We start from the raw sequence: 18,273 nt of genomic DNA on the forward strand, positions 1-18,273 counted from the left end.
CTCCCATACACTGTATGGAAGGACTTGTCTGCTTATTCACAAATTTATTTGCAAATTTTATTCGTAAATTTCTTCTGAAATTGTCTCTTTGTCCAGTTTCCAGATATCATCGACATATTCCTGAATCGTTCTGTCTGATGAGAACTTACCGCAGGATGCTGTATTTAACAGGACCATCTTAGCCCATCTGTCTTTATCTCTGTAAGCTGCCTCTACTTTCTCCTGTGCCTCGGCATAAGAGCGGAAATCTTTCAGGATGAAATATACATCTGCCTGATTATTTCCCTGTGGCATTAACAGTGAGTTGTAAAGATCGCGGTACATCTCTGTATCACCCTGTGCATAAGTACCGTCTACCAGCTGGTCAACCACTCGTTTGAGTTCTGGATCGCTGTTGTAGATCTGGCGTGAATCGTATCCACCATTCTGCTCATAGTTAATAACTTCATCAGAACTCAGACCAAAGATAAATGCATTATCCGCTCCGACTTCTTCTACAATTTCCACATTTGCTCCATCCATCGTTCCCAGAGTTGCGGCACCATTTAACATAAATTTCATGTTACCGGTTCCGGATGCTTCCTTGGATGCTGTAGAAATCTGTTCACTGACATCTGCTGCCGCAAAAATCCACTCAGCATTAGATACACGGTAATCTTCGATAAATACAACTTTCAATTTACCGTTAATACTGCGGTCATTATTTACAACATCTGCTACGGAGTTGATCAGCTTAATGATCTGTTTTGCACGGATATAACCTGCGGAAGCCTTCGCTCCAAAGATAAATGTTCTTGGATAGAAGCTCTTCTCCGGATGCTCTTTAATCTGATTGTATAAGTACATGACGTGTAAAATGTTAAGAAGCTGACGTTTGTACTCATGCAGACGTTTTACCTGCACATCGAAAATAGATGTCGGATCTACTTCGATACCGTTATGCTCCTTGATGTATTTGGCAAGACGTACTTTATTTTCATATTTGATAGACATAAACTCTTTCAGAGCTTCCTCGTCATCCAGCCATTTTTTCAGTCCGGACATCTTCGGCAGATCTGTGATCCAGTCTTTTGTTCCGAGTTTTTCTGTTACCCAGTCTGCAAGCAGCGGATTTCCGTGCATCAGAAAACGTCTCTGTGTGATACCGTTTGTCTTGTTGTTAAATTTCTCCGGCATCATCTCGTAGAAATCACGCAGCTCCTGTTTTTTCAGGATCTCTGTATGCAGGCGCGCAACACCATTGACAGAATATCCGGCAACGATTGCCAGATGTGCCATCTTCACCTGTCCGTCTCTTAAAATCTGCATTTTTGCAACTTTTTCTTCATTTCCTGGATACATCTCACGTACCTGGATTACGAAACGACGGTCGATCTCCTGAATAATCTGGTAAACTCTAGGAAGCAGTTTTGAGAACAGGTCGATCGGCCATTTCTCCAGCGCTTCTGCCATGATCGTATGGTTTGTGTAAGCACAGGTCTTTGTTGTAATCTCCCATGCATCGTTCCATTCCATATTTTCTTCATCCAGAAGGATTCGCATTAACTCTGCAACTGCTACAGTCGGATGTGTATCGTTCATCTGAATTGTAATCTTCTCCGGCAGTTCATGTAAATCTGTATGTTTTTTCTTAAATTTAGCAATTGCTGCCTGTAAGCTTGCAGATACGAAGAAATACTGCTGTTTCAGACGCAGTTCTTTTCCTGCGTAGTGATTATCGTTCGGATACAGCACTTCTACGATATTCTTCGCAAGGTTCTGCTGCTCAACCGCTTTGTGATAATCTCCACGGTCAAAGGAATCTAACTGGAAGTCTACGATTGGCTCTGCATCCCAGATTCGTAAAGTATTGACGATATGGTTGTTGTATCCGACAATCGGATAATCATACGGAACAGCCAGTACAGATTCGTAATTTTCCTGTACAAAATGTGTCTTTCCATGCTCGTCATACTCTACACGGATGTTTCCGCCAAAACGTACTTCTTTGGCATACTCCGGACGTTTCAGTTCAAACGGATTGCCGTCTTTTAACCAGTTATCCGGAGTCTCTACCTGATAGCCGTCCTCAATCTTCTGCTTGAACATACCATAGCGGTAGCGGATTCCACAGCCGTAAGCTGCATATCCCAGTGTTGCAAGTGAGTCTAAAAAACAAGCTGCCAGTCTTCCAAGGCCACCGTTACCAAGAGCCGGATCCGGCTCCTGGTCCTCGATTGCATTAAGATCGATGCCAAGCTCATCTAAAGCTTCCTTCACCTCTTTGTAAGCGGTCATATTGATCAGGTTATTTCCAAGCGCACGTCCCATCAGAAATTCCATAGACATGTAATAAACCATCTTCGGATCATCTTTCTCATACTGTTCCTGAGTCGCGATCCAGTCATCGATAATCGCTTCTTTTACAGCATAAGAGACTGCCTGGAATAACTGCTGCGGGGTTGCTTCTTCAATTGTCTTACGAAACAGGGTTTTTACATTATTTTTAACTTCTTTTTTAAACGCCTGTTTTTCAAATCTTGGATTGATCATTTTCACATTCCTTTCTTTACGGAGGGGCACAGATTACTGTTTTTCCACGCCGAGTGTTACATTCTCTCCGTTGATCTTCCATTCTTTCACATATCCTGACGGTGTCTGTTTCACTGCGCTTATGCCCAGAGTCTCTCCGGCGATCTCATCTGCATGCTCTGCGAAAATCTTCTCAGCCTTCTCGGTTCCCTCGTATGTGATCGCGATCTGATCCATAACTTCAAAACCGGCTTCTTTACGCATCGTCTGTACTTTGCTGATGATCTCACGTACAAATCCTTCTGTCAGAAGTTCTTCTGTCAAGTTTGTATCCAAAACAACGGTAATTCCGTTATCATTTTCAGATACATAGCCTTCCATCTGTGCAGTGTCAATCAGAAGATCCTCGCGGAATAAAGTAATCTCCTGTCCATTGATATCCAGTTTTAAAGAATCGGTTGCATTCAGCTCATCCATTGCTGCGTTTCCGTCTAATGAGCCAAGTGCAGCTTTGATTCCACCTAACATTTTACCATATTTTGGACCTACCGTCTTTAGCTGAGGTTTGAAAGAATAGGAGGTGAAATCACGAACTTCTTGTGTAAATTCCATAGTTTTTACATTCAATTCGTCTTCGATAATCTCCTGATAGAACTCCGGAAGTTCAAAATCAGCTTTCACATACATTTTTCCAATCGGCTGACGGTTTTTGATATTTGCAGTATTTCTGCAGGCACGTCCCATAACAACCAGTTTCAGAAGTTTCTCCATGTTATCTTCCAGTTCTTTGTCAATGTGCTCCTCATTTACAGTCGGATAATCGCACAGGTGGATACTCTCCGGTGCGCTCTCATCCAGGCTTCTTACGAGGTTCTGGTAAATATCTTCTGTCATGAACGGAATCATCGGTGCAGCAACCTTGCTCACTTCAACAAGCGCTGTGTACAGAGTCATGTAAGCATTGATCTTATCCTGCTCCATTCCTTTTGCCCAGAAACGCTCACGGCTTCTTCTTACATACCAGTTACTCATATCATCTACAAATTCCTGAAGTGCTCTTGCTGCTTCCGGGATTCTGTAATTTGCAAGATGATCATCTACGTCTTTGATCAGTGTATTTAATTTGGATAATAACCATTTATCCATAACGGATAATTTATCATATTCCAGTACATATTTTGTTGCATCGAAATTATCAATATTTGCATACAGTACGAAAAACGCATAAGTATTCCACAGAGTTCCCATGAATTTTCTCTGTCCTTCTACAACAGCTTTTCCATGGAAACGGTTCGGCAGCCACGGTGCACTGTTTACATAGAAATACCAGCGGATCGCATCTGCTCCGTATTTCTCCAGTGCATCAAACGGATCAACTGCATTTCCCTTGGATTTACTCATCTTCTGTCCATTCTCATCCTGTACATGTCCCAGAACGATAACGTTCTTATACGGAGCTTTGTTGAAAATCAATGTGGAAATAGCCAGTAAGGAATAGAACCATCCACGTGTCTGGTCTACCGCCTCGGAAATAAAGTCTGCCGGGAAATGCTTCTCGAACAGATCCTGATTCTCAAATGGATAGTGGTACTGTGCAAACGGCATAGATCCACTGTCAAACCAGCAGTCGATAACTTCCGGTACGCGGTGCATTGGCTTGCCACACTTCGGACACTTGATCGTTACATTGTCGATATATGGACGGTGTAATTCGATCTCATCCGGACAGTTGTCGGACATAGATTTCAGTTCTTCAATACTTCCGATTGAATGCTGGCATCCGCACTCGCACTCCCAGATATTTAACGGAGTTCCCCAGTAGCGGTTACGGCTGATACCCCAGTCCTGGACATTTTCCAGCCAGTCGCCGAAACGTCCTTTTCCGATGCTTTCCGGGATCCAGTTGATCGTGTTGTTGTTGGCGATCAAATCGTCTTTAACTTCTGTCATCTTGATAAACCATGACTCACGAGCGTAGTAAATCAGTGGTGTATCACATCTCCAGCAGTGTGGATAGCTGTGTTCAAACTTCGGCGCGTCGAAGAGAAGTTTTCTCTCATCCAAATCTTTTAATACTTCTGGATCTGCTTTCTTTACGAAAATACCGGCAAATGGTGTAGTCTCTCCCATATCACCTTTTTCGTCTACTAACTGTACGAACGGCATGTCATATTTACGTCCGACTTTGGCATCGTCTTCACCAAATGCAGGTGCGATATGAACAACACCGGTACCATCTGTCAGTGTTACATAAGTATCGCATGTAACGAAGAATGCTTTTTTATTCTGTTTCGCTGCGCAGTCATATGCACACTGGTACAGCGGCTCGTATTCTTTGTATTCCAGATCCTGTCCTTTGTATGTTTCCAGAATTTCATAATCCGGACCTTCGTTTCCTGATTTCTCAGCAAGTCCACCAAGAACAGTATCCAGAAGCGCCTGTGCCATGTAATAAACATATCCGTCAGCAGCCTTTACTTTTGCGTAGTCTTCTTCCGGATTTACACAAAGACCGATGTTGGACGGCAGTGTCCAAGGTGTAGTTGTCCATGCGAGGAAATATGCATCTTCTCCGACAACTTTGAAACGTACAATTGCAGAACGTTCTTTTACATCTTTATATCCCTGTGCTACTTCCTGTGCAGAAAGCGGAGTTCCACAACGAGGGCAATAAGGAACAATCTTGAATCCTTTGTACAGAAGACCTTTGTCCCAGATCTTCTTCAGTGCCCACCACTCAGACTCGATAAAGTCATTGTGATAAGTAACATACGGATCATCCATGTCAGCCCAGAAACCTACAGTATTAGAGAAATCTTCCCACATACCTTTGTATTTCCATACGCTTTCTTTACATTTCTTAATAAATGGCTCTACACCATATTTCTCGATCTGTTCTTTTCCGTCCAGTCCAAGAGCTTTCTCAACTTCCAGCTCAACCGGCAGACCGTGTGTATCCCATCCGGCCTTTCTCGGTACTTCATATCCCTTCATTGTACGATAACGCGGGATCATATCTTTAATAACACGAGTCAGTACGTGACCGATATGCGGTTTACCATTTGCTGTCGGCGGTCCGTCGTAAAACATATACTGTGGACAGCCTTCACGGTCTTCCATACTCTTCTCAAAAATGTGATTCTCTTCCCAGAACTTCTCTGTAGCCTTCTCGCGGTCTACAAAATTCATGTCTGTCGAAACTTTCTTATACATGATTCTCCTCCTTCTCTGATGGGGGACGGGGCATTTCTAGAAAATCCCCGTCCCCTTTTAATATCTTTTGATAGTTTTCCACATTTTCCACATCTTTTTTCCACATCGTGGGGGAAAATTGGGATGAATATTAACATTTTTTGCATGTATAGGATAAATAAAATAGAATGTGCCTTAGCACATTCCCGCGCTGAGCGCGGTTGTTTACAACAATCTACCTCTTCGCGCGAGTGCGCATTCTGCCGGAGGCTTTTTTTATATAATAGGAAATGCAATTTCTATTATATAAAAAAAGCTTCCATCCTGTATAGGACGAAAGCTGTGCCTGCGTTTATAAACCACCTAAACATACTATCATATGCTTTTCCTGTAACGGGGAAATGCCGTCAGCATCTACTAAGCTTGCGCTTTTGGATGTCTGCAACTCGGAAGTGATCTTCGGATATCGTTACTTGTACCGGACTTCCACCATCTCCGGCTCGCTGTGACGTTCTGCTATATCGTACTGTCTCCGTCAACGTTTTATATCTTTTCATATGCGTTCTTATTATACGAGTTTTCGCTTTATTTCGTCAAGGTTTTATTTGCCATTTTTATTTTTTTCTTTTATACTAAAATAAAAAATTACAATATTCGGAGGATTTTATGCATATAGGTAAGAAAGCGCAGAAAAGAGAAAAATCAGCTATGTCGGTTTCTTTATACGGGAATCTGGTTTTTGTTGTTATCGAGCTTCTCATGGCTATTTTTACAGGTTCACAGGCGGTGCTTCTGGATGCAGTTTATGATGGAGTAGAATTTTGCATGCTGCTGCCATCGCTTTTCCTTATTCCATTGCTATACCGCCCATCCAATGAACAGCATCCGTTTGGATACACCCAGATTGAATCCATCTTCGTTGTTGTCAAAGGAATCACCATGGTCTCTGTAACATTCGGGCTGATCTTCAACAATATTCATCTGATGCTCCACGGTGGGCACATCGTATCCTTCCATACGATTGCGTCATTTGAATTTTTCGCATGTTTCCTTGGCATTGTAGTCACTATTTATCTGAGTATAAAAAATAAAACGATGGCATCTCCTATGATCAATATGGAAATGCAGGGATGGAAAATTGACAGCTTTCTGTCTCTCGGCATGGCAGTTGCCTTTTTACTGCCGATACTGCTGCCATTTGCATGGTTTAAACCAGTTATTCCTTACCTGGATCAGATTATCACGATTACGTTGTCTGTCATCATGCTTCCGGCACCGATCCGCACTATTATCACAGCATTCCGTGATCTTATGCTGATCCCACCGGAAGAAGACACCATTGAAGAAATCAAAAACCTTGTGGAACCGATCATCCGCACTTATGGTTATCAGAAATTGTATTATGATATTCTGCGTACAGGACGTAAGCTGTGGATCAGTGTCTATATCACATTTGAAAAGGACCTCGTATCACTTGCTAAATTCAAAGCCATCCAGTCAGAGTGTATTGCAGCTCTCGCTGAAGAATATCCTGATTTTTATTTTGAGCTTCTGCCGGATATTGCTTTCACCGGAGCAGAGAAAGCTGCACTGGAGCAGAAAATTCTTGAAGAACAGATGCAAGAAATGCAGGAAGGAACAAGGGAAGTGTAAATAATTGTACACTCCCAATTGCAACAGGAAACGTGAAAATACCAATAGGAATTGTCTTTATTGTTAGTAAGGATATAAAGAATATAAAGCAAGGAGCGAGAGGCTTGTATAAAATCAAGCTTTCGCCCTTGCTTTATACATTTCAGTTATAAAATGCATATCAACTGCAGGCAACAATTACAAAGAATTATTTCCCATTTTCGATTGCCTGATCAATGAGCTCATTCAGTCTCTTTGCCTGATCTTTCGCTGTGATGGCGCCTACGATTGGCTCTCCTACGATATTACCCTTCTGGTCAACGACGTATGTCGTCGGGTAAGAGAAGAGTCCGGAAGTAAATTTTCCTGCTTCACTATTTGTGGCAAACCATACATTTTTGTAAGTAATTTTCTTTTTTGATAAAATATCTTTCGCTTCTTTGATGGCTGCTTTGTCGCCGTCGATTGTAAAGGTGTTGACACCTATCACTTCGCCGCCTTTTTTCTGAAGCTTTTTATTGAGCGCCTGCAAATCTTTCAGCTCACCGACACATGGGTTGCATGTAGTGAACCAGAAATTTACGACTGTCACTTTATTTTTCGCAAAAAGCTTCTTGCTGTCTACTGCATTGCCGTCAAGATCTTTTCCTTTGAAGCCTGGGAAACTTATCGCACTACTTTTTTCTGTACTCTTATCATCTTTATTATCGGATGTACTCATGCCTGCTTCGCTTGCATCCACGCTGTCGCCAGAACCTGGTTTCGTTCCGCAATCCGGATATTTCTGTTCTAAAACAGTCAGTCTTCCTTCGATCTTCTTGATTTCTTCTGCTCCTTCTTTCAATGTTTTCAATTCGTCTTTTGAAAATTGATCCTTCGCACCGTCGATTGTCTTAAGGAGAAAATCTCCATAGTTTGTACCATCTTCAATCATCGGATTGTTCTTATTGGCTGCCAGGAATACTTTTTCCCAAAGCTTGGAGTTGGCTGCCAGAATATCATTTTCTTTCTGCATCAGCTTCTGATAAAGCTTTGCCGCTTCTTCTTTGCTGTCCGGATTATTTTTGCTGTCACTTTCTGTCTGGGCAGTTTTCCCGGAGCTGCTATCCTTGCTGTTACCAGAAGTACATGCACTGAGTCCAAGTGCTAAAATGAGTGTCATTGTTACAGCTGTTGTTTTTAAAAGTTTTGTTTTCATCATAATTATTTATCTCCTTTACATTTATTATTTTTACTAAAACCATATCGAAACCTAAGTGCTTCGGCCGGGCATTCTTTTATACATTTGCCACAGCGGATACATTCCGTGTGGTCAGGTGTCTTCGTGATATCCACATCCATCTTGCATACGCGGGCACATTTTCCACAGGAAATGCATCTACGATCGTCCACTTGGATACCTAAGAGGGATACTTTATTCATCAATGCGTAAAATGCACCTAATGGGCAGATCCATTTGCAAAACGGACGGTAAAATAAAATACTTAATACTACGATTACAAGCAAAATAATTAATTTCCTTGTAAATAATGCTCCAAGCGCCTGACGGATTCCTTCATTTACGATGGCCAGCGGGATGGCCCCTTCCAACACACCCTGTGGGCAAATGTATTTACAGAAAATTGGATCCGACATTCCCACATCATTTACAAGAAAAGCCGGCAGCAGGATAACCGCGAATAAAAGCACGATATATTTGATCCAACGAAAAGGCTTTAACTTCATTGTGGAAAACTTTTTGCAAGGAATCTTATGCAGCAGATCCTGAAGCCAGCCGAAAGGACATAAGAATCCACATACAAAACGCCCCAACAGGACACCGATCAGGATCAGAAATCCACTTATATAGTAGGAAAAGCGAAATTTTGATGCGCCTACCACTGCCTGAAATGCGCCGATCGGACAGGCACCTGCTGCCGCGGGGCAAGAATAACAGTTCAATCCCGGCACACATACGGCTTTCCCTTTACCTTGGTAAATACTCCCCTTTATAAAATTTGGCAAATGTATATTTGTAAGCAATGCCGCTCCCGCCTGGATCCATCCACGGAAACGACTTATAATTATAGATGTTTTTTTCTTCTTATTCTTATCCAATGCCAACACACTCCAGACACAATCGGATTGCCTTACTGAATACTGAATCCACTTCGCCTCGCATTGCTCCGAAGCATACCATGCATATCGCGGCTATTAGTAAAGCGCCCTGGATCATAGCTTTTTTTCTATGAAACAATTTGATCACTCCCTTCATTTCTGCCTCATTATAACACGGCATGTATAAAATCCTTGTTAAGAAGCAAAACTTAACAAAGATTTTATGTCCATATGCTATACTGATACCAGGAGGAAACATATATGCATATTTTAATAGTAGAAGATGAGAAGGTGCTCTGCGACACGATCGTACGCAGCTTAAAACACCTTTCATACAGTGTAGATTATTGCCACGATGGGCAGACTGCGATCGACATGCTCGCTGTGGATCATTTTGACCTTGTCGTTTTGGATCTTAACCTTCCAAGAAAAGATGGCATGAGCGTTCTTAAGGCACTTCGAGAAAATGATTTTGATACGAAAGTTCTGATCCTTTCGGCCCGAAGCGAAGTCGCCGATAAAGTTGCCGGATTAGATGCCGGCGCCAACGATTACCTTACAAAACCATTTCATTTGGAAGAACTGGCCGCAAGAATACGTGCTCTTACACTTCGACGATTCACACAGCACGACGTCGTGCTGACCTGCCAGGAGCTTTCCTTTGATACAAAGGCACGCAAAGCTTCTGCCAAAGGTTCGAACATTTCTCTTACAAGGAAGGAAACGGGGATTTTAGAATATCTAATGTTGAATCAGGGGCGTCCGATCAGCCAGGAAGAATTTATTGAACATGTGTGGGACAGCAGCGTCGATAATTTCAGCAATTCCATAAGAGTGCATATTTCTTCTCTCAGAAAGAAGCTGCGCACCGCTTTAGGATACGACCCGATACACAACCGCATAGGAGAAGGATACGTAATGGAGGAACGCCAATGAAAAAATTATCTTTACAATGGCGGATCACTTTAATGACTGCCGTTTTAATCTGTGTCACATGCGTACTTATGAATTGCCTGATCGGCTATTCCGGTAAGCATTATATGGATACAATTGGAAATGACATCTCTACTTACAGTGATACAAACAGCGACAAAACCGAATCCTTTGACCCAAGCAGCAAGGACCTCGATAATGCGCTTACGATCATTGTAAGCGGCGCCCAGAACTCCTTCAGTCTGACAAGCTGGTATATTACAGCGGCTGTCACACTGCTTGGCGCGGCGCTCGCTTATTTTGTCAGTGGACATGCACTAAAGCCACTGAAAAGCTTTGCCTCTCAGATTGAAAAAGTACAGCCTGACAATTTATCAGATATGAAAGTGAGTGAAGATGTGCTTCCGGAGTTTCGACAGTTCTGTCGCTCTTTCAACAGTATGATCGACCGTCTTGATGAAGGATTCAAAAGCCAGCGGCAATTCACCGGCAATGCTGCCCATGAACTTCGCACCCCGCTTGCACTTTTGCAGGCACAAATGGATTTATTTTCCATGGAACACCCGGATGTAGACGATGAGACGCGCAACGTTCTCGATCTTATAAAAGAACAGACAGAACGCATGTCACAGATGACGAAAATCCTTCTGGAAATGAGCGAGCTCAACAGCGTACCATGTGAGGATGCGATCGAACTTGCTCCGATGGTGGAGGAAATATTTACCGACCTTGCCCCTCTCGCCGAAGAGAAACATATCGCGCTGTCTTCCGATGGAGACGCCCGTTTCATTGGAAGCGATACTTTAATCTATCGTATGCTTTTTAATCTTACTGAAAATGCAATTCGCTATAACCGAAAGAGCGGCGCTGTTCGCATTTCCGTCTGTGAAGATAAGAAATATCATCTGATCCGGATAAAAGATCATGGTTTTGGAATTGCCAAAACAGATCAGCAAAGCATTTTCCAGCCATTTTTCCGTGTCGATAAATCCCGCAGCCGCGCCCATGGCGGCGTAGGACTTGGTCTTTCTCTCGTTTGGGAGATTGCCTCACTTCACGGCGGGTCTGTAAAAGTGGAAGAAAGCTCCAAAGAAGGAACTACCATTCTCGTAAGCCTGCCGAAAGAAAGATAGCACAAAAAAAGGGTGTGTTACGATAACGACTAAAAAAGGTCCACCGGACCTTTGGGTTTGTCAGGCAAAGTGTGTAAATTTTTTGATTTTTTATCGGCGGTCAAATTAGCCCGCCGATTTTGCATTATTTTTGTTGATTCGCATATTATTGGAAGGGCAAGTCATCGTCTTCTGCATCAGTATCTGAAAGGTGGATATATCAAAATAAATCTCGTCTGTTTCGGTAGCATACTGATAACTGCGACCCTGTCTTTTCGCCTCTTTTTCTGCTTCTGATAAACTGTCAAACCAATCTTGTAATTCTTTTTCGGCTCGCAAAGCACTGATGAAATCAAGGGGATACCCACCGGCTCCACAGATATAATCGCCATTATCATAAGGACTCCTGCCTTTTGCTACCCATTCATGAAGTTCCCTACACCTTTGATGTTTTGCTTTTGGCCATGCCTTTTTGAGTGCTTTTGCAAAACCTGTACCCCCATCAGACACTACCATCCTTGGCTCAGCAATACGTTTCATCAAAGCGATCCAGGCTCCTGCATGTTCATAACGACACAAATACCATCCCAACACATGCTTTTCATCACAGCAAATCAAAACGCATGCTTTCCGACCAAGATAGATCCCATCGAGAAATACTACATCTCTAGATTCTGCTATCTTTGGCGGCATAGCCCATATATCCCAGAACTTTGCTGTCTTTCTTCTAAAGGATCTTCCTTCTCCAGACATTGTTGATTGAGATTCTTTTCCAAACAGCCAATCCAAAAAGATTTGCAGTTCCTTGGATTCATTATTAATTTTATGCGTTAGTGACGTTTTGCAATTCTTACAAAGCCAACGTTGCGAACCAGCTTTTGTCTTTCCAGACTTCACACATTTCATACCACAAACAGGACAATTTACTTGATTCATCTAATCTTCCCTCCATGGTTCTTATTTTAAGGAAGATTAAAAGCCTTTAGTTCCTTTATTTTCAAGGGTTTGGAGACTTTTTATCAACACGTTTTGTCCACCCTCAAAGTTGTTTAAAAAAAGATTAAACCGCCTTCAACCCTTTATTTTCAAGGGCTGAAGGCGGTTTCTATCAACACATTTTGTCCTATAACTCAAATTATAAGAATTCGCAGGCGCAAATCCAACTACAAAAAAAGCCTTTAAATACTAATTCTATCAGTACTTAAAGGCTTTCTATTATTCATACTTAAATGCCGTGCAAATTAGTCCTGTACGTATGGCATAAGAGCAACGTGACGTGCTCTCTTGATAGCTACTGTAAGAGCTCTCTGATGTTTAGCACAGTTTCCTGTAATTCTTCTCGGAAGGATTTTTCCTCTCTCAGAGATGTACTTTCTTAATTTTGCTACATCCTTGTAATCGATCTCGTTATTCTCTTTTCCACAGAATACGCAAACTTTTTTTCTTCTACGTCCGCCGCCTCTTCTCTTGAAGCCGCCTTCTGGACGATTTCCTTTATCGTAAGCCATGATTAACTCTCCTTTCAATTCTTAGTTGAACGGTAATTCTTCGTCAATTCCATCTGGAATATTCATGAAGCCGTCGCCTGCATCCGCTGCCGGAGCTGGTGCCGGTGAAGGAGCCGCCTGGCGGAAACTTCCTGCGTTAGCATCACTGACTGCTTTGCTCTCTGCAAATTCCTGATCTTCTACAACAACATCTGTTGTGTAAATTTTCTGACCTTCTTTGTTCGTGTAGCTTCCTGTCTGAATACGTCCTGTAACGATTACCTTCAGACCCTGACGGAAATACTTCTCCGCGAACTCTGCACTTCTTCCGAATGCAACACATCCGATGAAGTCTGCAGTCTGCTCTCCGTCATTGTTACGACGGAATCTGCGGTCAACAGCTAATGTATATCTGGCAATTGCCATAGAGTTATCACCCTGTGAATATCTAACTTCTGGATCCCTTGTTAAGCGTCCCATCAAAATTACTTTATTCATATTATACCTCTACTTCCTGTCTATGCTTCCTGTCTAACGCATAAATATCTGACTACATTATCCATGATGCGAATTCTCTGCTCGATTTCGCCTGGAGTCTCAGCATCAGACTCGAAGTGGATGAAATAGTAATATGCTTCTTTCATCTTCTGAATCTCGTAAGCTAATCTTTTCTTACCCCATTCATCAACGTCAGAGATCTTGCCACCGAAACGCTCAACTAATGCTTTCACTTTTTCGATAACCTGTGCTCTTTCGTCGTCTTCGATTTTTGCACTGACAACAACAGCTAATTCATATTTGTTCATGTCGTCCTGCACCTCCTTCTGGTCTTTTGGCCCCCGCCCGCTTATGTGGGAGCAAGGATTTCCGCGCATGGTTATACACGGAATAATAGTGTATCACAATTTGATATGATAACATAAAGGCTTAATTGTTTCAAGCTTTTTTCTTCAAATCTCTTGTATTTTTTTCAACAAGCTTTCTCGCGGTCATGATCTGATGTCCGCACCCCATACATTTCAACCGGAAATCCGCTCCAACACGCAGAATCTCCCACTCTTTGCTTCCACACGGATGCGGTTTCTTCAATGTAACGATATCGCCCACTTCATATATATAAGCCATTTTAATTCCCCCTTACTCCAGCTCTTCTTTCTGCACTCTTACGCCAATCACAACAAAACGATGTTCATCACTGGCTCCTGTGCAGGTAGAAAGTGTAACACAACTGTCACTATTTGTCACCTCTACGCCAGTATCGTAGAGTGCCATACTTTTTGCTGCTTTCGTAAATAATTGAAACATTGCATCATCCGAGAAATCTGTCTGGTACACATCGGATTTCTCTGTCGTCTCTCCCGCAGCATATATAATGTAAGTTAATTTTCTTCCATCTAATGTGTAAATGTAAAAATACGGATATTTCTTCCAGAATTTCTTCGTATCATAATCCTGCAAATGCCGGAACATGGAGCCATCTTTCATGCGATGCCCGTACACGATACTGTTACCGTCTGCAAAATCCGCATTTGCATTTGAATCTAAGAAAATGCTTCCCAGCGTATTCTCATTATTTGAAAATGTTTTATGCAGATAAGTCTGGTTGTCTTTCCCCTGCACAATCGGATAATTAATTTCCTTCGGTTTCGGAGAAAAACGAATCCATCCTATCGTATCTGCATTTATTTTCTTCAACTTATCAAAATCCACCTGAAACTCATCTACGGATCTTTCCGAATCTTTATCCTGTGTCACCGCCAGTTTGCGTACTTTCTTATATTCATCCCGTCCGTCTTTGTAGCCTTTTCCGATTTTCAGAAGGTTATATCCGGAAACGCAGAATACAATCACCGCAATTACTAAAATGATATTCAGCAGAAAATTACTTTTCTTCCTTCTTCCTCTGTGATGTTTTCTTTCACTCATCCGCACCACTCCTTCAACTATTGTCTTTACATTATAACAAGCCTTACCTACTTCTGCCAGTGTCAATTAATAAAGCGTGTGCCTTTCCCCCCGTTCTTGTGCCAGATGCAATTTTCTGCAATACTCTGCTTTCCTCGCAAGTACGCGTCTCCTTTGGTTTTTCCATTATAACAAACCAATAAAATACCATAATCGGTGTTCAAAAAAGAGTGTACTTCCTCCTGAAGAGTTTTATATATCAGAAACGACGTTTCCAGTTCTCATTATTAAAAAAGACAGCTCATCACCTCCTCATAACAGGAAAGCTATAGCTGCCTTTTTCTCGCATTATTTATTTAATTTTAATCGTTATTGTTCCATATTTGCCTGAGCCGTCTTTTGCCTTTGCAGTAATCTTCACTTTTTTGCCTTTTCCGGCTTTCATATTAGACAAATAAATTCCCGGATAAGTTTTATAAAATATAAAATATTTTAATTTATGTGATAGATGTTTTCGGTATACCCTCCCTCATTTTTTTGTCAAAACATCAATTTATACTTTTTTAATGACCTTTCACTTCTTCTTAATTGACTTTAAAATCTGTGGGTATATCATTATGAAATATAGAAATAATCTTATAGAAATCAGAGGTGTGAGATATGAATCGGTTCAAAGAAAAATTTATGCAATTCATGTATGGAAGATACGGAATAGATACATTAGGAAAATGGACAGTCGGGCTGGGACTCGCAATTATGCTGATCGCCGGATGGACATCTAATTCCAAGTTGTCTCTCCTTTCCTGGGTGCTCATTATTTATTCCTATTACCGGATGTTTTCCAGAAATATTTATAAACGTTCCCACGAAAATCAACTCTTTCTTGGAAAGACCGCGAAGATCCGTAGCTGGTTCTTCCATAAGAAAAGTATGATGCTGCAGCGCAAGACACATCATATTTACCGGTGTCCGGGATGCAAGCAGAAAATAAGAATCCCGCGTGGCAAAGGACGGATTGAGATCACCTGCCCAAAATGCCACACGACATTTATAAAGAACAGTTAAAAATCAGACAACGGAGTCCTGTTTCCAGTCCTTTCTTCCGGATGCTCCCGGTATTCCTTCCTGATCCCGGTATTTTGCAACGGTTCTTCTGGAAATCTGGATTCCCTTTTCATTTAATAATTTTGTTATAGCCGCATCACTGTACGGTTTCTTTTTGTTTTCCTGTCTTATCAATTCTCTTATCATTCCCTTAATAGCAGTGCTGGATTGTTCTGCATTTTCCTGCATACCACGAACAAAGAAATAACTTAACGGGAAAATCCCCTGGCTGCATTGCAAATATTTTTTATTCACCGCACGACTCACTGTCGATTCATGTATTCCGATCTCTTCCGCTGCGTCTGCCAGACGATATGGTTTTAAATATGCACTGCCATGTTCAAAAAAATCTTTTTGATGTACTACTATTGCTCTTGCCACTTTTAACAAAGTTGTATTTCGCTGCTCTATGCTCTGTTTCACCCAGTTTGCCTGTTTTATCTTCTGTTCCAGATAATCTTTCACTTCCTGAGATGAATTATTTTTTTGCATCTGACTGTAATATGGACTGATCGATATATCGGCATACATCCAGTCATTTAACAGAATGTCGTAATATTCTTTAAATTTCACAACAATTACATCGGGAATAATGTATTTCATCTGTTGTCTGTTACTGAAAGATCCACCCGGCTTTGGGGAAAGCGTTTTCAGTCGTTCACACATAACTAAAATTTCATCTATTGAGAGTTTCATCTTTTTTGCAATCTGTGGAATTTTATTTTCTCCAAGCAACGGAAGACATTCTGTCACCAGTTTTTCCATATTATGATCCAGTTCCCCCCGTCGCTGCAATTGCAGTTGAAGGCATTGCTGCAGATTCATTGCTGCAACACCTGCCGGCTCCAATGTACGCACCTCTTCTATAAGCTGTATTACATGTTCTTTCGTCTCACCTACACTGTCCACAATATCTTCTACAGTATCTGTGAGATATCCCCGGTCATCCAGACTGTCCAGAATAAATTTTAAAATCTTCTCATCCCTGTCGCTGTACTCCTTCCATAAAAGCTGCGACCAGAGATAGTCCTGCAGTGTTTCTTCGTCGTTTGGATCCACATTCCATTTATTTTTCAGATTGGAAATATCATCATCATCGCTCTGTCTCTGTGTCAGATAATGATACTGTTCCTCTGCAGATGTCTGCTGTTGCCTTTCTTCAATAGATTCTGTTCCAGTATTTTCATTTACATGTTCATCCAATTCTACAACCGGATTCTCCAGCATTACTTCATTCACATATTCTTTTAATTCCTGCGAAGTCATCTGTAAAATTTCCACGGACTGTATCATTTTCTCTGTCAAAATCTGTTTTTGTTTCTGTTGTAATTCAAGTCTCATACACTCCACCGCTGTCCTTTTTCGCATTTTCTCGTCACCATAGCAGAAAAATCCTGCCCGAATCGGACAGGATTTTTGTTATAAAGGCGCCAACCAGATTTGAACTGGTGATAGAGGTGTTGCAGACCTTTGCCTTACCACTTGGCTATGGCGCCATCTATGTGCATTTGTTATTATAGCAAATGCACAGGTATTCGTCAATAACAGAATCTTAATTCTACTGTCAGATTTTTAATATTTTTCTAAAATCCCAGGTCTTCATTTACAAGGATTACTTTAATCCGGTTTGGATGTTTAGAATAACGTGTCACCAGAAACTGACAGCAAATCGTGTCCGGATTCTTACAGTCAAAGCAGGAACCTGTTTTGCAGCAAGGTGTATCCAGCCCGAAGCGCTGCGCATTGATCGGCGCCGCCTCATTTCTTGCGCGAGACCATGCATTTTCCAGATCCTTTGTAACCTTATTCATACCGATGATCATAATAACATTTCTCGGTCCATATGCAATTGCGGACACACGATTGGCGTTGCCATCAATATTTACAAGCACACCACTTTCCGTAATCGCATTAGCACTTGTCAGGAAGAAGTCACTGTCGTAAGTTGCCAGCTCAATTTCCCGTTTTTCTTCTTTGTTCTTTGCCGCATCACGATTATAAACTTTATAATTACCTTGACAGACTGCATCCTTTAATCCGATCTCGGCGATCGACCTCGAACCGCCCCAGGCAATTGAACTTCCTTCCGGAATGAGCCTGAGTGCGATCTGCAATGCTTCTTCCTTAGAGTCCGCATAGTAGCCTTCCATATTGCGGGTTTCCAAATTCTTAATCATGCGCTCGCCCAGGAGCACATTTCTCTTGATACGATTTTCATCCATAGTCTTCTCCTCCTGTCCACATATTTCACATCATTCCCTCCACATTCCCTGTGGGAAATGTGGAGTACTTTTAAAAGG

At 41.8% G+C, this 18,273-nt stretch carries 16 protein-coding genes, 1 tRNA gene and 1 pseudogene; 4 read left to right on the plus strand and 14 right to left on the minus strand.

The window, feature by feature from the left end:
- Positions 1 to 57 precede the first annotated feature (57 nt).
- Both DW125_RS09270 and ileS read right to left on the minus strand, forming a co-directional pair.
- Positions 58 to 2,532, minus strand: coding sequence for a glycogen/starch/alpha-glucan phosphorylase (locus DW125_RS09270; RefSeq protein WP_021860572.1), 2,475 nt, complete (start codon positions 2,530 to 2,532; stop codon positions 58 to 60).
- A gap of 33 nt (positions 2,533 to 2,565) precedes the next feature.
- Complete coding sequence (ileS, locus tag DW125_RS09275) at positions 2,566 to 5,724, minus strand: isoleucine--tRNA ligase (protein WP_021860571.1); 3,159 nt, start codon at positions 5,722 to 5,724, stop codon at positions 2,566 to 2,568.
- A 645-nt stretch (positions 5,725 to 6,369) separates the two neighbouring features.
- On the opposite strand from ileS, the gene DW125_RS09280 reads away from it, so the two are divergent.
- Positions 6,370 to 7,356 (plus strand): cation diffusion facilitator family transporter, encoded by a 987-nt coding sequence (locus tag DW125_RS09280; protein ID WP_117537949.1) that lies wholly within the window; start codon positions 6,370 to 6,372, stop codon positions 7,354 to 7,356.
- Positions 7,357 to 7,543: 187 nt separating this feature from the next.
- Here DW125_RS09280 and DW125_RS09285 read toward each other — a convergent pair whose 3' ends face one another.
- From DW125_RS09285 to DW125_RS14590, 3 genes are read right to left on the minus strand one after another with little or no spacing between them, the layout of a single operon-like run.
- Complete coding sequence (locus DW125_RS09285) at positions 7,544 to 8,536, minus strand: TlpA family protein disulfide reductase (protein ID WP_021860569.1); 993 nt, start codon at positions 8,534 to 8,536, stop codon at positions 7,544 to 7,546.
- Between the two features lie 2 nt (positions 8,537 to 8,538).
- Positions 8,539 to 9,432: a 4Fe-4S binding protein gene (locus DW125_RS09290; protein ID WP_330411865.1), complete on the minus strand. Its 894-nt coding sequence runs from the start codon at positions 9,430 to 9,432 to the stop codon at positions 8,539 to 8,541.
- Positions 9,425 to 9,766 (minus strand): CD1871A family CXXC motif-containing protein, encoded by a 342-nt coding sequence (locus DW125_RS14590; protein WP_330411866.1) that lies wholly within the window; start codon positions 9,764 to 9,766, stop codon positions 9,425 to 9,427. Before DW125_RS14590 ends, DW125_RS09290 begins: the two co-directional genes overlap by 8 nt.
- On the opposite strand from DW125_RS14590, the gene DW125_RS09300 reads away from it, so the two are divergent.
- Together DW125_RS09300 and DW125_RS09305 are read left to right on the plus strand one after the other, a co-directional pair.
- On the plus strand, positions 9,694 to 10,368 hold the full coding sequence (locus DW125_RS09300) for a response regulator transcription factor (RefSeq protein ID WP_117537951.1): 675 nt from the start codon (positions 9,694 to 9,696) through the stop codon (positions 10,366 to 10,368). The two genes, DW125_RS14590 and DW125_RS09300, sit on opposite strands and share 73 nt — an antisense overlap.
- Positions 10,365 to 11,498, plus strand: coding sequence for a HAMP domain-containing sensor histidine kinase (locus DW125_RS09305; RefSeq protein ID WP_117537952.1), 1,134 nt, complete (start codon positions 10,365 to 10,367; stop codon positions 11,496 to 11,498). Before DW125_RS09300 ends, DW125_RS09305 begins: the two co-directional genes overlap by 4 nt.
- Positions 11,499 to 11,915: 417 nt before the next feature.
- Here the strand turns inward: DW125_RS09305 and DW125_RS09310 are convergent.
- From DW125_RS09310 to srtB, 6 genes and pseudogenes are all read right to left on the minus strand, one after another.
- Positions 11,916 to 12,413: pseudogene (locus tag DW125_RS09310) on the minus strand (transposase-like zinc-binding domain-containing protein); the annotation flags it as partial.
- A 305-nt stretch (positions 12,414 to 12,718) separates the two neighbouring features.
- A complete protein-coding gene (rpsR, locus tag DW125_RS09315) occupies positions 12,719 to 12,985 on the minus strand; it encodes a 30S ribosomal protein S18 (protein WP_004607925.1) in 267 nt (88 codons plus the stop codon).
- Positions 12,986 to 13,006: 21 nt separating this feature from the next.
- Positions 13,007 to 13,462, minus strand: coding sequence for a single-stranded DNA-binding protein (locus tag DW125_RS09320; protein WP_021860563.1), 456 nt, complete (start codon positions 13,460 to 13,462; stop codon positions 13,007 to 13,009).
- A 20-nt stretch (positions 13,463 to 13,482) separates the two neighbouring features.
- Positions 13,483 to 13,770 carry a 30S ribosomal protein S6 gene (gene rpsF, locus DW125_RS09325; protein WP_021860562.1) on the minus strand — a complete coding sequence of 96 codons (288 nt, stop codon included), beginning with the start codon at positions 13,768 to 13,770 and terminating at the stop codon, positions 13,483 to 13,485.
- Positions 13,771 to 13,900: 130 nt separating this feature from the next.
- Positions 13,901 to 14,089 carry a DUF951 domain-containing protein gene (locus DW125_RS09330; RefSeq protein WP_021860561.1) on the minus strand — a complete coding sequence of 63 codons (189 nt, stop codon included), beginning with the start codon at positions 14,087 to 14,089 and terminating at the stop codon, positions 13,901 to 13,903.
- Positions 14,090 to 14,101: 12 nt separating this feature from the next.
- Positions 14,102 to 14,890 carry a class B sortase gene (gene srtB, locus DW125_RS09335; protein ID WP_117537953.1) on the minus strand — a complete coding sequence of 263 codons (789 nt, stop codon included), beginning with the start codon at positions 14,888 to 14,890 and terminating at the stop codon, positions 14,102 to 14,104.
- Between the two features lie 639 nt (positions 14,891 to 15,529).
- On the opposite strand from srtB, the gene DW125_RS09340 reads away from it, so the two are divergent.
- The gene (locus tag DW125_RS09340) at positions 15,530 to 15,934 is read left to right on the plus strand and encodes a hypothetical protein (protein WP_021860559.1); all 405 of its coding nucleotides are present in this window, start codon (positions 15,530 to 15,532) and stop codon (positions 15,932 to 15,934) included.
- Positions 15,935 to 15,937: 3 nt separating this feature from the next.
- Here DW125_RS09340 and rpoN read toward each other — a convergent pair whose 3' ends face one another.
- The 3 genes from rpoN to DW125_RS09355 form a co-directional block, all read right to left on the minus strand.
- Complete coding sequence (gene rpoN / locus DW125_RS09345; protein WP_117537954.1) at positions 15,938 to 17,314, minus strand: RNA polymerase factor sigma-54; 1,377 nt, start codon at positions 17,312 to 17,314, stop codon at positions 15,938 to 15,940.
- 84 nt (positions 17,315 to 17,398) lie between these two features.
- Positions 17,399 to 17,469, minus strand: a tRNA-Cys gene (locus DW125_RS09350).
- An 87-nt stretch (positions 17,470 to 17,556) separates the two neighbouring features.
- Positions 17,557 to 18,195 (minus strand): lactate utilization protein, encoded by a 639-nt coding sequence (locus DW125_RS09355; protein WP_117537955.1) that lies wholly within the window; start codon positions 18,193 to 18,195, stop codon positions 17,557 to 17,559.
- Between the last annotated feature and the right edge of the window lie 78 nt (positions 18,196 to 18,273).

Origin of the sequence: Dorea sp. AM10-31 (assembly GCF_003435815.1) — a bacterium.
In the GTDB taxonomy this organism is placed as follows: Bacteria; Bacillota; Clostridia; order Lachnospirales; family Lachnospiraceae; genus Dorea_D; species Dorea_D hominis.

What these genes read in the sequence shown, in the direction of transcription:
- DW125_RS09270 (WP_021860572.1), bottom strand. Translation starts at nt 2,532, where the DNA reads ATGATCAATCCAAGATTTGAAAAACAGGCGTTTAAAAAAGAAGTTAAA.
- ileS (WP_021860571.1), bottom strand. Translation starts at nt 5,724, where the DNA reads ATGTATAAGAAAGTTTCGACAGACATGAATTTTGTAGACCGCGAGAAG.
- DW125_RS09280 (WP_117537949.1), top strand. Translation starts at nt 6,370, where the DNA reads ATGCATATAGGTAAGAAAGCGCAGAAAAGAGAAAAATCAGCTATGTCG.
- DW125_RS09285 (WP_021860569.1), bottom strand. Translation starts at nt 8,536, where the DNA reads ATGATGAAAACAAAACTTTTAAAAACAACAGCTGTAACAATGACACTC.
- DW125_RS09300 (WP_117537951.1), top strand. Translation starts at nt 9,694, where the DNA reads ATGCATATTTTAATAGTAGAAGATGAGAAGGTGCTCTGCGACACGATC.
- DW125_RS14590 (WP_330411866.1), bottom strand. Translation starts at nt 9,766, where the DNA reads ATGAAAGGTGTTTTAAGCTGCGTACGATCGTGTCGCAGAGCACCTTCT.
- DW125_RS09305 (WP_117537952.1), top strand. Translation starts at nt 10,365, where the DNA reads ATGAAAAAATTATCTTTACAATGGCGGATCACTTTAATGACTGCCGTT.
- rpsR (WP_004607925.1), bottom strand. Translation starts at nt 12,985, where the DNA reads ATGGCTTACGATAAAGGAAATCGTCCAGAAGGCGGCTTCAAGAGAAGA.
- DW125_RS09320 (WP_021860563.1), bottom strand. Translation starts at nt 13,462, where the DNA reads ATGAATAAAGTAATTTTGATGGGACGCTTAACAAGGGATCCAGAAGTT.
- rpsF (WP_021860562.1), bottom strand. Translation starts at nt 13,770, where the DNA reads ATGAACAAATATGAATTAGCTGTTGTTGTCAGTGCAAAAATCGAAGAC.
- DW125_RS09330 (WP_021860561.1), bottom strand. Translation starts at nt 14,089, where the DNA reads ATGGCTTATATATATGAAGTGGGCGATATCGTTACATTGAAGAAACCG.
- srtB (WP_117537953.1), bottom strand. Translation starts at nt 14,890, where the DNA reads ATGAGTGAAAGAAAACATCACAGAGGAAGAAGGAAGAAAAGTAATTTT.
- DW125_RS09340 (WP_021860559.1), top strand. Translation starts at nt 15,530, where the DNA reads ATGAATCGGTTCAAAGAAAAATTTATGCAATTCATGTATGGAAGATAC.
- rpoN (WP_117537954.1), bottom strand. Translation starts at nt 17,314, where the DNA reads ATGAGACTTGAATTACAACAGAAACAAAAACAGATTTTGACAGAGAAA.
- DW125_RS09355 (WP_117537955.1), bottom strand. Translation starts at nt 18,195, where the DNA reads ATGGATGAAAATCGTATCAAGAGAAATGTGCTCCTGGGCGAGCGCATG.